This is a genomic window from Roseofilum halophilum BLCC-M91, from assembly GCF_030068445.1.
GTDB lineage: Bacteria > Cyanobacteriota > Cyanobacteriia > Cyanobacteriales > Desertifilaceae > Roseofilum > Roseofilum halophilum.
In genome coordinates this window covers 38,549-52,047 of the sequence record NZ_JAQPOK010000012.1, presented here as the reverse complement: position 1 = coordinate 52,047, position 13,499 = coordinate 38,549, and the positions used below count along the sequence as shown (strand labels likewise).

The 13,499-nt window shown below is 46.6% G+C and carries 9 protein-coding genes; 5 read left to right on the top strand and 4 right to left on the bottom strand.

What is annotated here, in order from left to right; genetic code table 11:
* Nucleotides 1-66 precede the first annotated feature (66 nt).
* The 4 genes from PJF56_RS01915 to PJF56_RS01900 form a co-directional block, all read right to left on the bottom strand.
* On the bottom strand, nucleotides 67-411 hold the full coding sequence (locus PJF56_RS01915) for a hypothetical protein (RefSeq protein ID WP_283760944.1): 345 nt from the start codon (nucleotides 409-411) through the stop codon (nucleotides 67-69).
* A gap of 91 nt (nucleotides 412-502) precedes the next feature.
* Nucleotides 503-1,273 (bottom strand): calcium-binding protein, encoded by a 771-nt coding sequence (locus tag PJF56_RS01910; RefSeq protein WP_283760943.1) that lies wholly within the window; start codon nucleotides 1,271-1,273, stop codon nucleotides 503-505.
* A gap of 147 nt (nucleotides 1,274-1,420) precedes the next feature.
* Complete coding sequence (locus PJF56_RS01905) at nucleotides 1,421-2,080, bottom strand: response regulator transcription factor (protein ID WP_283760942.1); 660 nt, start codon at nucleotides 2,078-2,080, stop codon at nucleotides 1,421-1,423.
* A gap of 43 nt (nucleotides 2,081-2,123) precedes the next feature.
* Nucleotides 2,124-3,374, bottom strand: a complete 1,251-nt coding sequence (locus PJF56_RS01900; RefSeq protein WP_283760941.1) for a sensor histidine kinase — start codon at nucleotides 3,372-3,374, stop codon at nucleotides 2,124-2,126.
* A gap of 153 nt (nucleotides 3,375-3,527) precedes the next feature.
* Here PJF56_RS01900 and PJF56_RS01895 point away from each other — a divergent pair, with 153 nt between their 5' ends.
* The 5 genes from PJF56_RS01895 (at nucleotide 3,528) to PJF56_RS01875 (ending at nucleotide 13,481) form a co-directional block, all read left to right on the top strand.
* Nucleotides 3,528-4,619 (top strand): hypothetical protein, encoded by a 1,092-nt coding sequence (locus tag PJF56_RS01895; protein WP_283760940.1) that lies wholly within the window; start codon nucleotides 3,528-3,530, stop codon nucleotides 4,617-4,619.
* A gap of 50 nt (nucleotides 4,620-4,669) precedes the next feature.
* Nucleotides 4,670-4,900 carry a hypothetical protein gene (locus PJF56_RS01890; RefSeq protein ID WP_283760939.1) on the top strand — a complete coding sequence of 77 codons (231 nt, stop codon included), beginning with the start codon at nucleotides 4,670-4,672 and terminating at the stop codon, nucleotides 4,898-4,900.
* Nucleotides 4,901-5,061: 161 nt separating this feature from the next.
* Nucleotides 5,062-7,002, top strand: coding sequence for a two-component system response regulator (locus PJF56_RS01885; RefSeq protein WP_283760938.1), 1,941 nt, complete (start codon nucleotides 5,062-5,064; stop codon nucleotides 7,000-7,002).
* Nucleotides 7,002-8,573: an AMP-binding protein gene (locus PJF56_RS01880; RefSeq protein WP_283760937.1), complete on the top strand. Its 1,572-nt coding sequence runs from the start codon at nucleotides 7,002-7,004 to the stop codon at nucleotides 8,571-8,573. Before PJF56_RS01885 ends, PJF56_RS01880 begins: the two co-directional genes overlap by 1 nt.
* A gap of 33 nt (nucleotides 8,574-8,606) precedes the next feature.
* On the top strand, nucleotides 8,607-13,481 hold the full coding sequence (locus tag PJF56_RS01875; RefSeq protein ID WP_283760936.1) for a CHAT domain-containing tetratricopeptide repeat protein: 4,875 nt from the start codon (nucleotides 8,607-8,609) through the stop codon (nucleotides 13,479-13,481).
* The last annotated feature ends 18 nt before the right edge of the window (nucleotides 13,482-13,499 follow it).

Below are 13,499 nucleotides of genomic sequence, written 5' to 3'. Positions count from 1 at the left end.
TTTTTGATTTTTCTCCTACTACTAGCTCTATGATTGATACTCTTCTGGCTGTAGCCCTTGACTTAATTAATCCGAAACATTTAAGAAATTGGTTTGCTCATTGTTGCTACTGTACCTCATAACAGCGCGAAGCGCTGTATCAGTGTTATAGCCCGTGAGGACATGGACACCATCGTGAAGTTGTTGCCGTCTTAGCCCTTCCAGGAATGGCTTGAGATTGTGGTCATCGAGATGTTTCGCCCAAGCATAACCGAAACGATCTGGAGGGAGCGATCGCAAATAGTCCATCTCAACAACGGGTGGTACACTCAGTCCTAACTGGGTCGCGATCGCACTGACGACCCTTAAAACTTCATCAACAGGCAGTACAAAAATTTCCTTAACCGGTAATTCGTTGGCAGATTCGATCATCTCAATTCAACTCCAATAGAAATAGGGGGATGGGGGGATGGGGAGATGGGGGGATAACTAACTACTTCCTACTCCCTAGCGTGTAGTGCTATTAACCGACAAACGTAAACCCTTGACTAAAGTCTGCCACTTCAACCCCTGCAACAATGGCAATCAGTTCAGGAAGCTCACCCTGTGCCATGTGATAGAGGGCAGTCCCTTGCATGGGGAGATCGTTGGGTAAAGCGCCTAAGCTGTAAGCGCCTTCATTTCCGTGGAGTTGGATGGTATCATAGGCGATGTTAAAGTCGGCGATCGCTGCAAAGTCATTGACACCGGTTGTAAATCGCTCTCCATCATCATAATAAGCAGTCGTGGCATCTCCAAGAACAAAGGTGTCTGAACCACCGCCACCGATGAGTAGATCAACTTCTCCTTGCCCATTCGTAGGTGTGCCCACCAGCACATCTGAACCGGTTTTACCCAACAGAAAGTCACTACTATCTGTCCCCACCAGTTCCTCATCTTCACCAGGAAATCTGGAATTTTCAGCAATATTTTGCACATCGTAGACAAGGGTTCTCATTTCTGCTGAAGTTAATCCCATGCTCTCGAACACTTCTACGGAAGCCTGGGCAATTGCTTTCCCCTCTTCCGGGGTTACCGTACCATCCTCTAGAGCAGTCTGAACCGTTGTCTGCAATTGATCGATGCTGTCCTCAGAGGGGGGGCTGTCAACACTCCCTTGTAAATCGCTCCTCAATTGCTGAATATTTTCCTTTTGTTCTGGTGGGATTTCATGGGGCGAAGCGAGCCGGGTATTCCTAAAATTTTGCCGGTTTCTTAGAGTTTGAACGTTGAACGGCATGGCGTTTAAAGGCATGGTGTTTTCCTCGTCATTCGATAATTCTCTTCGACAATTCCAATCTATTGACGATCGCCCCTGCAACAACAGAGCCAAAGGTCACGTTGTATCTATGACTTTTGTCATATAGCGCTTTCGAGGAACGGGGAAAAGTTGAGGTTAAATTTATGGGTTGCTCAAAGGTAAGGAAGCGGCTAACAGGGCAGCCTGAGTGCGATCGCGAAGATCAAGCCGACTGAGAATATTCGTCACATAGTTTTTCACGGTTCCTTCGGATAGAAATAATTGCTCGGCAATTTCTCGGTTACTGGCTCCTTTGCCAATTAACGCCAGCACTTCCCGTTCTCGTGGGGTTAGTGCCTCAAAACCAGGAGGAAGTTCGGGTTCTGGAGCCGGTGTGACTTGGGGTCTCATTTTCTGAAAGATACCGGGGCCAAACTGAACATACCCCCGATGAATGGAGCGAATGGCTTGGGCTACTTCCTCTGAAGGAGTATCTTTGAGCAAATAGCCAGCAGCTCCCGCTTGAACGGCTTGCTGTACCAACTGGTCATCATTAAACGTGGTTAACACTAATACTTTCACGTCAGGATAGTGGCGGGAAATTTCACCAGTTGCCGCCACCCCATCCATCACCGGCATTCGCAGATCCATTAACACTACATCTATAGGAGTGGGTGTGGCGATCGCTCCCTGAATCTGCTTCAGTGCCTCTTGTCCATTACCCGCTTGTCCGATAATCTTCAGGTCTGGCTCTAAACTGAGGAGAGCCTGTAGCCCTTGCCGTAAAATGGCTTGATCGTCCACCAATAAAACATGAATCATAGTTTCAATTAACAATTAACAACGGGTCTTGGTTGTCGATAACTTAATTATTCATGGGTAAACAGACCTTTACTGTACAGCCTTTTCCTGGGGCACTGATAAACTCGGCAGTACCTCCTGCTGCGATCGCCCGTTCTCGAATTCCCTGTAAGCCAAATCCTGTGGTGTTGTGTTCGGGATGAAAGCCCACACCATTATCTTGCACGGTGAGCGCTAAGTAATGCTGGGGAGACGGTGAATCTAGCAATCGTTCTGTTATGGGTTCAATGGCGATCTCGACGCGATCGGCTTGTGCATACTTGCAAATATTTGTGAGGCTCTCCTGCACAATTCGATAGAGAGCCAGACGCAGGGGAGGAGAAAGAGGTGGAGCGTCTAAGGTGACGTGAGGCATAATGCCCGTCATTTGTTCAAAGTCCTGGAGTAAGGGGGCGATCGCTGCTAATAAATCCTGCCGCTCCTGAAGGGGTGCTTCTCGTAATGAAGCCACAGCTTGACGGGTTTCGTTAAGCGCCATTGAACCCATCTTCTTCGCTTGAGCGACCAATTCCTTAGACTGCTCAGGGTTAATCTCCCATAACTTGAGAGCGCCTTCGAGTTGGATATTGAGTCCTGTTAAAGCATGACCGAGGGCATCATGGATCTCCTGGGCAATACTGGTACGTTCTTGAGCCATAGCCAGTTTCTCAATTTGAGCAACAGCATCCTTGAGCTTTTGGTTAGCTTCTCGCAGTTGATCTTGCTGTTGTCGTTCTGCCAGTAAAGCATTGATTAGCCAAAGCAAAAACACGAGCAGCAACAGAAACATAATCATGATGTTTAAGAGGATCGCGACTATTTGGGGCAGTAGCTCCTGTACTAAGGATGGTGGAAGGCGATCTCTGAACATCTGAACTTGGATTTGGGCCATCCCCATAAAGCCGAGGAACGAGAGGGCTGTTACCACTAAACGGCCTCGTAATGGGAAGATTAGACAACTTCGCAATATCACCACGATATAAAGCATCAGCAACAGCCGTACCTTAAAAATACTCAGGCTACCCGCTAACGCAACTAAGCCAAATTGTAAAATCTCGTAGGTGAGTTTGAGACTCAAGGGGTGTGTGGGAATTCTCAACCCTAAAATGCCGAAGCTCAGGATGATCGCAATGATGAAGATAGAATATTCTTGACTTTGGGGTAATGGTCTAGGGGTAAATTCGTTGAGAATGGCTAATCCCAACAGTGCCCATTCCAGATACAACAGGAATGGAAAGGGATGGTTACGGGGTCGAATGACTTTGGGAATGAGCATGGGTACAGACCTGGTTATAATACGGTCTATTGATCAACTCAAGGATAAACGACGTTTTGCACAAGTCAGTGAATAGGGAAAAGCGATCGGAATTGGCCGATAATTGGAATTCAAAATATTTTTGAATCGAGAGAATTGAACCTGGCTAAGAAGATGACTTTTGCTCAATTTTGCCAAAATTTAGGAGATCCGAAAGTCTATTATCCCCAACTGGCGGCGGCTACGGGTGGGGTAGTGGCGGCGATTGTGGCTTGGCATATTTTGCAGCAACAGGGCGATCGCACCCCCAACTGGATTAGACTTAACGAACAAGACATAACCGCTCAAACGGGTTTAACTGAGACAGAACAACAACTGGCTCGCCAACAGTTAGCCCAAAAGGGATTATTAGAAGAGCGTCCTGTATCCGGTAGAGAGGGTGTGGTGGATGTGCGACTCAATCTGGAAAAGCTAGAAGACGCTCTTCAGAGTGGAGAAACTCCGGCTTCTGCTGCTCCTGCTGACCCCTATTTTCCGGCCAAACGGCAGGCGATCGCCACTGTAGTCACTCCCAATTATCAATTTAGCGGCCCTTGGAACTCCCCAGAACAATTAGAAGCCTTTCAGCGCCAACTTCTGGACTATGCCAAACAAAAAGGTTTAGATAATCCATCGGGATGGATGTTTAAGATTGTCGATGGACTCACTAAGGGCATGATTTCACCCTTTTGGGATGAATTTACAGAAAATCGCCCCTTGGGGTCGAGCCAGCAAGTCAAACGAGATTGGGAAATTGAAACCGGTGTGCCCTATCCTGCCTTTGAAGAAGAGCGCATTCAATATTATGTCCAGAAGGGGGAACCCTTAGAAGTCGCTGTTTCTAGAGCGCGAGCAGACCTAAGAAAACCCGTATTGGCTCAAGATCTCTGGGAAGGGTTCTTGCGAAAGTGCGATCGCCTCGCCGATGAAGCCATCAAAGCCAAGAAAAAAGGCTTAACCACCCCCTATTTACCCCCCTCCTTTACCCAACGATCCGAAATTACCAAAGAACAGGTGATGGAGAAATTATTACAAGTTTCTACCCCCACCGCCTTACCCGAATCCGAACCTCCTCCAGAACCAGACGCTCCCCCTTCCCTAGAGCAACTACAAAAAGCCTACCAAAGTCCCCTCGGACGCAGTTGGGTAAAACAGCAACTCCAACAGCATCCTGAATGGGGATATGAAATTATCGATAATCAAGTACAGCCATCTTTGCCATTTTAGGGAGATAGGGAGATCGCCCATTACCCATTACCCATTACCCATTACCCATTATGAAACCTGTACACCAAATCGATCCCCTACTTCCGGGAAGACCCCAAATCAGTCCTGAGCAGCGCCGAAAACAGGCTCAGGAGCAGCGAGAGATGGAAAAACAAGCCGGATATCAAAAGCTGATCGACTTGTGCGCGATCGGCGAATCAGAAGCCGCTCAACGACTGGCAGCCGCTCATCCCCATTGGGGGTATGAGATTCTCAACGGTTGGGTGAGCGATCGCACGTAGCCCTTATGCTATTCTTAGTTTCCTCCCTAGGGGAGATAGAATAACAGAAGATTTCAAAAAGGAGTAAAATTATTGGAGAAGAAACTATGCGGCGATCGCTGGCTCCATAAATTCCCCCTCCATCCTCCCACTACTCCTGAATGTTGTTATCTTCTTCTTTCGTGTCTAGATTATATCCATCTGCCAATCAACAAATGGATCGGATGCCATCGTCTTTACCTCTTGGAAATATCTTACTGGTCGATCCCCAATCCCAAGGATTCGAGGATTTAGAGCATTGGTTAGCTCAAGAAGGATATACCCTGCGCCACATTCCTAATCCCGTGATGGCGCTGATGATTGCCCGATCCACTCAGCCCGACTTGATTATCCTTAAAGTCAATGAGATTACCTCACAAGATTACGATCTCTGCTTAAAGCTGAAAGAAAATCTCAAAACTTGTGAGATTCCAGTAGTATTAATTGCCGACGATCGATTAGAAATTCAATTAGAAACCTTACTTTCAATGGGCGTTTTAGATTGTATTTTTAATGGCTATAACGACCCCGAAACCCTTATTCGCTTAAAAACACAACTCAAAATCCAGGGATTAACCAAGCAGCTCAAAAAACAACAAACTTATTTACAAGAAGAAATCCGTCATCGCAAAGCGGCACAAGCTGAAGTTGAACAACTCAACCTAGAACTAGAAAGACGAGTAGAAGAGAGAACAGCCCGACTAGAGCAAGCCAATCACGAACTGAAAAAAGAAATCATTGAACGTCATAAAGTGCAAAAACGGCTGCATCATCAGGCCTATTATAATACCTTAACCGGTTTACCCAATCGGACTTTATTTTTAGAGCGCTTAGAAGATGCGGTGAGTCGGCAAAATCATCAACCCGATTATCGATTTGCCGTTTTATTTATCGATGGCGATCGCTTCAAAGTGATCAACGACTCTTTAGGCCATGCGATCGGCGATCAATTGATCGTTTCCATGGCTCGCCGTCTGGAAACCTTAACCCGTCTCATTGATACCTTATCCCATTTAGGTGGTGATGAGTTTGCTATCTTACTTGAAGAAATTCGTAACTTAGAAGAAGTGACAGAAATTGCCCAACAAATCCATCAAGAATTTGTGGCTCCCTTCCATGTGGATCAACATACGGTATACCTGAATATTAGTACCGGGATTACTTTCTATATGGGAGAAGAACGACCTCCTCAACATATTCTCCGAGATGCAGAAACGGCGATGTATCGGGCAAAATCATCAAGACAAGGAAGCTATCAGATTTTTGACTCAGCTATGCACGCTAATGCCGTATCTTTACTGCGGCTAGAAATGGATTTACGGCAAGCCATAAAGCGTCATGAATTTTTCCTGCAATATCAACCGATTATGTCCTTAACCACGGGTCAAATATCCGGGTTTGAAGCCTTGGTGCGCTGGCAACATCCAGAACGGGGATTTATTCCGCCCAATGAGTTTATTCCGGCGGCGGAAGAAACGGGATTAATTGTCCCCATCGGTCGTTGGATCTTAAAAGAGGCTTGTCAACAATTGCGAATTTGGCAAGAATTATATCTCAACTATTTTCCCATCACCATTAGCATTAACCTGTCAACTAAGCAATTTTTACAGGCGGATTTGATCGAGCAATTGGATCGAATCTTGCAAGCGGTGGAAATTGATGGCAACTTAATTAAGCTGGAAATCACGGAAAGCGTGATTATGGAAAACGATCAATCGGAAGTGCTGATCGAACAGTTTCGAGACCGGCAAATCCGAGTGTGTTTAGATGATTTTGGCACGGGTTATTCTTCTCTGAGTTATCTTCAGCGCTTAAAGGTGGATACGTTGAAAATTGACCGCTCGTTTATTGGGGATTTAGACCACAATGAAGATAATCTGAAAATTGTAGAAGCGATTATTACTCTGGCTCACCAATTGGGGATGGATGTGACAGCCGAAGGAGTGGAAACCCTAGATCAAGTTAAACAATTACAAGCTCTTGGTTGTGAGACGGCTCAAGGTTATTTTTTTGCTAAACCTTTGGATTGCGATCGCGCTGCACAGCTCCTTGTTAACCCTCCCCAATGGTTAGAGGAGGAGTAATGGTGAATATTGCCCGTCGTCTGCAAGAACGTCTGCAAGAACAGTGTACTCAGTTTGGCGATCGCCCGGCCATTATTACCCAGAAACAGTCCATTTCCTTTGCCGAATTGGATCGCGCGTCGAGTTGTGCGGCGGCTTATTTACAAGATTTAGGGTTAAACCCAGGGGGGCGCGTCCTGGTATTCTTGCCCATGTCTATCGATCTCTACATTGCCCTGCTTGCAGTCTTCAAATTGGGCATAATCGCCATGTTTGTCGATCCGAGTGCCGGGCAAACTCATCTAGAACACTGTTGCCATATCGCGCCCCCTCAAGCATTGTTGGCGACTCCGAAAGCCAGTTTGCTGCTGTTCAAATCTTCGGCACTACGGCACATTCCGATCAAACTGGTTCCTAATATTTTTCTTCCAGGGATTAAAAATTGGCAGCGTTGGCGCAGCTATTCTCCTTCCCCGACGCTCTATGCGGCAACGGCTGAAACCCCTGCTCTACTGACGTTTACCAGTGGTAGTACGGGGAAACCGAAAGGGGCTTTGCGTAGCCATGGCTTTCTGCTCACCCAGCATGAGGTGTTAGCGCGTCATCTGGAGCATCAACCGGGGGCGATCGATTTAACCACGCTGCCCGTCTTTATTTTGTCCAATCTTGCTTCTGGAGTCACGAGCCTTATTCCTGCGGGGGACTTGCGAAAACCCGGTTTTGTTCAGCCTGCGCCTATTTTGCGGCAAATTGAAACTCATCAACCCAGTAGTACGGTTGCGTCTCCGGCATTTCTGGAGCGTTTGGTGAGCTACTGCGAAGAGTCTGAGATCGGGTTGGAGAGTTTCCAGCGCATTTTTACCGGTGGCGCTCCTGTGTTTCCTTCATTGTGCGATCGCCTGCAAAAATGCGCCACCCACGCCCAAATCATCCCCATGTACGGCTCCACAGAAGCCGAACCCATCGCTCACACTCTCCACCCCCAACCCTCTCCCCCATCCTCGGTGGGTGGACTCTTTGCAGGTTATCCCATACCGGAAATCAACCTAAAAATCATCCCCGACTCCTGGGGAAAACCCATAGATGCCCTGACTCCCGAAGCCTTTGCCGACTATACCTTAGCGCCCCTGACTCCTGGGGAAATTGTGGTTAGTGGCGACCATGTTTTACCCGGTTATGTGAACGGAGAGGGGGATTTAGAAACCAAATTTCGCGTCGGTGATACCCCTTGGCATCGTACCGGAGATGGGGGTTATCTCGACAGTGACGGCAATTTATGGCTGTTGGGGCGTACCCGCGCCAAGATCCAAGATGAGAAAGGGATACTCTATCCTTTGAGTGTAGAGGCGATCGCCCATCAATTCCCCCTCATTAAACGTGCCGCCCTAGTCAAGCATCGTCATCAGCGCTGGCTCATTTTAGAACTCAATCCCCTCTACCCCCCTGATGAACGTCAATTATCCCAGCTCAAAACAGCCCTAGAATTCGCTAAAATCGACGAAATGAAAATTGTGGACAAAATCCCCGTCGATGCCCGTCACAATGCCAAAATCAACTACCCCGCCCTAGAAAAAATGCTGGCTCAACTCTAGGCAAACCTTATTCCCTGATAATGCGTAACTAACATGAATCGTCTTTGGTTTTCTTTCTGGTTAACGTTGCTGGTTACAACCGAATCTTTGGCGATCGCCCCAAAACAGAACCCAGGACCTATTCTCGCCCAAAAAGACCTAGTGGAGGAAGGCGATCGCTTAAGAGAGCAGCCAACCCTAACGGCTCAATTACAGGCGATCGCCAAGTGGGAACAAGCAAGGTTAATCTGGCAAAGGGTGGGCAATTCAGAGCAGGAAGCGGCAACTTTAATTAAACTTGGCTCGATTTATCAAGAGTTGGGAGCAATTACCCCAGCGCGGGAGCGTTACAGTGAGGCTTTAGCGTTAACTCAACAGCTTGGCGAACCTCTGCAACGAGCCTTTATTTTAGGTCAACTGGGGAGAATTTACCACACCGATGCCGATCGATGGGAGGAAGAATGGCAATTTGCAGCTCATCATGGTTTTACCTCGGTTAACTCTCGTCGCTCGAATACTTTAAACCAACAACGTCACCGGGATTCGGAGAAAGCCAGCGAATTTTTTGATCAAGCCTTAGCCATTGATCGAGATTTAAGCCAATCTCCTGAAACCGCAACCTTTGCCTCACAACAGGCTAAAGCACAGTTGCTCAACTGGATTGGAGAATCCAAGAACGATCCTAGCGAACAATACGAATTATTCCAGCAAGCCTTGAGTATTTATCGAGAGATTGGCGATCGCCAGGGAGAAGCTGGTATTTTGAGCAATTTAGCTGAATTACGCTTATTAACCTGGCTAGATGAGCAAGCGGGATTAGACTTATTTAATCGAGCGAGGACAATTTACCAAGACATCGGCGCGTCTTCCTCAGAAGATAGGGATTGGGCGAAGCAACAGGAAGTTCAGCTTTTAAATACAATCGTTCGCTATTGGTGGGGCGAAAATCAAGCTACAGCATTGCAGTTTCACCAGCAGGCTTTACGTCTGGCACAAGAGATGGGCGATCGCCGTGCAGAAGCCTTAACTCTAGAAATTTTAGGCGATCGCTATCTTGCCTCCGATAATCTCCAAAAGGGATTAGCCTTGTATCAACAAGCCTTAGACATTTATGAGCAGGTAGGAGATTGGGTTAAACAAGGGGAGATGCTCAATCATTTAGGGACTATCTATGATGCGTTGGGGAAACCCTCTCAAGCCTTAGAACACTATTCCCAAGAACTGAAGGTGTTGGCAGAAACAAGTCGGTTTTATACTCAACTAGGGGATACAAAGAGAGCATTAGATTTCCAATATCGCCAACCCATTATTTTCGGTAAGGTAGGTCAACTCTACGATCGCTTAGAACAAACAGAACTAGCCCTAGAGCAGTATAACAAAGCACGAGAAGTGTATCAAGCGGTCAATGACCTGCAAGGGGAAGCAACGTTTCTGCTGGCGATCGCCGAACGCTACGGCGATCGAGAACGTCAAGCAGAAATGCTAACGCTCTTAAATCAAGCCGTTCAAGTCTATCAGCAAGCAAGAGATAGAGAAGGAGAAGCCCAGATTTTAGATAAAATTGCCACCATCCATTTCTATCGATTCGGAGAGTTTGAGAAAGGAATAGAAATTCTCGATCGTGTATTAAACATTTATCGGCATCTTGGCGATCGCCCTGGAGAAGCCAGAACCCTTTACCGCATGGCTTCGATCTACGAAAAAAAGTTAGAAGACAAAGAAAAAGCCTTAGAATTTTATCGCCAAAGGATTGTAATCGACCGTGAATTAGGAGACCGTATCAGTGAAGCATTTCACCTGAGAACCCTAGCAAAAATTCACTACGAACTCGGAAACCACGAAACCGCACGAGAAAGGTTTAACCAAGCAGCCCGTGTTTACTCAACAGACCAAAATTTAGAGAGAAAAGCCATAACATTTATTGAGATTGGTGACGATTACATCCAATTAGAAGAACCGGCGATCGCCTTAGAGTTTTACCAACAAGCCACCCCCGTTTATCAACAGTTAAGCGATTATAAGAAAGAAGCCGAAAATCTAAGGAGGATAGCTGAACTTTATTACGGATTAGGCAATATAGAAAAAGCGATTCTTCTATTTTCCCAAGCCCGGCAAGTTTACCAGGATAATAATGACCATTCTGGGGAAGCCTGGACGCTGTACCGCACAGGAATTACTTACACCACTCTGGGGAATTTAGAGAAGGCTTTAGCATCTTATGACCAAGCCTTAGAACTATACAACCAAGAACCCGAAGCGCCGTTTAGAGCAGAAAGAACCCTAGATATTTTTCTGCGAAAAAGTAGAATTCATGCCTATTCTGGAAAACCAGATCGAGCGATAGAGTTTTGTAGTCGTTCTGTGATTGCTGCACAAGAGTTCCTCCAGTCTAAACAGATGAAAAGCGCCGAGATTTTTCGAGAAATCGGCAAAGTTTGCTATCAGGTGGGGAATCCACAGAAGGCATTAGACGCATTTAATCAATATCGACAACACTATCAAAACATCGGCAAAGATGAAGCGGTTATTGGCTTAATGCGCGTCGGACAAGATTATGCAGAACTGGGAGATATTGAACGGGCATTAGATTTTTTTAACCAAGCTAGAGGGGTGTATCAAGAACGAAATTTTGCTGAAGGAGAGGTCAATACCCTAACTTGGAGTGCCAGCATTTATTTTCGTTCGGGGGACTATCCCGAAGCGTTTGATTTTTACAGACAAGCCCTAACGTTAACTCAAAACATTGATAATCCTCAAAAAGAAGCTAATATCTTGTCAAAAATGGGAGATATTTATGTAGAATTAGGCAATGAAGAGCAAGCGTTGTCCTCCTATCAAAAAGCATTGCAAATTTACCGAAATATTGGATATTTCAGGGGAGAAGGAGAGACGCTGGAGAAGTTAGGGTCAGTTTACGAACGATTGAAAGACTGGGAAAAGTCCCTAGCGTTTTATGGACAATCCCTAGAAATTTTTCAAGACAATGGTTTGCAAGGTAAAATAGATGGGAGTTTGAGAAAATTAGGTCAACTGCACGTTGAATTGGGGAATTTGCAACAGGCTTTGAGGTTCTTCAATCAGTCCTTAAGGGTGGCCAAGAGACGGTATGATTTTATTTATGTTGATTTGGGTCAGGTTCATGCTCAGTTAGGCAATTTAGAGTTAGCTGGGGATGCGTTTAACCATGCTTTGAAATTAGATCCCGTCCCAGAAACTCAGGCCGATGCCCTTTTGGGTTTGGCTGTGGTAGAACGTAAGCGCGGGAATCTGGATCTGGCTCTCCAGCGTATTGAAGCGGCGATCGCCCTCATCGAAGAAGTCCGCGCTCAGAAAGACTCCCCCGAAGAGCGACAAACCTTTTTTGCCTCCAAACAGGCTTATTACCAGTTCTACATCGACCTGTTAATGGAGTTACACCAACAAAACCCCGCCAAAGGCTACGACGCGCAAGCCTTGAATATTAACGAGCGTTCTCGCGCGAGAAGCCTCCTAGAACTCCTGGTTGAAGCGAATACCGATATTCGCAAAGGGGTTGACCCAGATTTAGTCCTTCAGGAACGCCGCTTACAACAACAATTAGATGCCCTAGACCAACGGGAAGCGGCTCTCTCTCAACAAGAATTGACTCCAGAACAAGTTGTGGACTTCAAACAACAACGCCAATATTTCCTGAGTCAATACAAAGCTCTACAAACGAAAATTCGAGAAGTAAGTCCGAGCTACTCCGCCCTGACGCAACCTGAACCGGTCACTTTAGACGAGATTCAGACACAAATTCTCGATGATGATACTTTAGTCCTACAATACGCCTTGGGTGAAGAACGCAGCTTTCTCTGGGCCATTACTCAAGAGAGCTTAACCTCCTATATTCTGCCCTCGCGGGAAGAGGTTGAAGAAAAAGCCAGACAGTTTCGGAGCGATATTGGCCATCCTCGCGCTCGTCGCCAACCCCAAAGCGCGATCGCCTCTGGTGAAGCCTTAAATGCTCTCATTCTTCAACCCCTCAGAGAACATCCCCATAAAAAGCGCCTGGCGATCGTGGCTGATGGAGCCTTACATTACATCCCCTTCAGCGCTCTACCCAATCCCCATGCTAGAGAGAACAGCCTGAGCCACTTAGTCCAAGCTTACGAACTTATCCATCTTCCTTCCCTCTCTACCCTAGCCATTTTGCGCCAAGATTTTGCCCAAGGGCAAAGCGCACCTCAACAATTGGCGATTATTGCCGATCCAGTGTTTAGTCGAGATGACGAACGGTTGCCCGATCGTCATTCTTCCTCACCCTCCGATCCCATTTCCTTACTTCCCCGTGCAGCAGGCGATGTAGGACTTCAACTCCAACGGCTTCCAGGAACTCGTACAGAAGCAGAAGCGATCGCCTCCCTAATCCCAGAATCCCAACAGATTCAAGCCTTTGATTTTGAAGCCAATTATGCTTTCACGACCCAGACTCCCTTAAATCAGTATCGCATTCTGCACTTCGCCACCCACGGCATTCTCAACAGCGTCAATCCCGAATTGTCGGGTTTAGTGCTGTCCTTAATCGACGAACAAGGCAATCCCAGCAATGGATTTCTGCGCCTCCATGACATTTATAACTTAGATTTAGCCGCCGATTTAGTCGTCCTCAGCGCTTGCCAAACCGGACTGGGGAAAGAAATTCAAGGAGAAGGCTTAATCGGATTAACCAGAGGGTTTATGTATGCGGGTACACCTAGGGTGTTGGTTAGTTTGTGGAATGTGGACGACGCAGCAACGGCAGAAATGATGATTCGTTTTTATCGGTTGATGTGGCAAGAACAATTATCCCCCACAGAAGCCTTGCAACAGGCCCAACTAGAGATGCAAAAGGAGACTCAATGGAAAGCTCCGTTTTATTGGGCAGGATTTACGTTACAAGGAGAATGGAAGGAAATCATTGAACATTGAACAATTAATAATTAATAA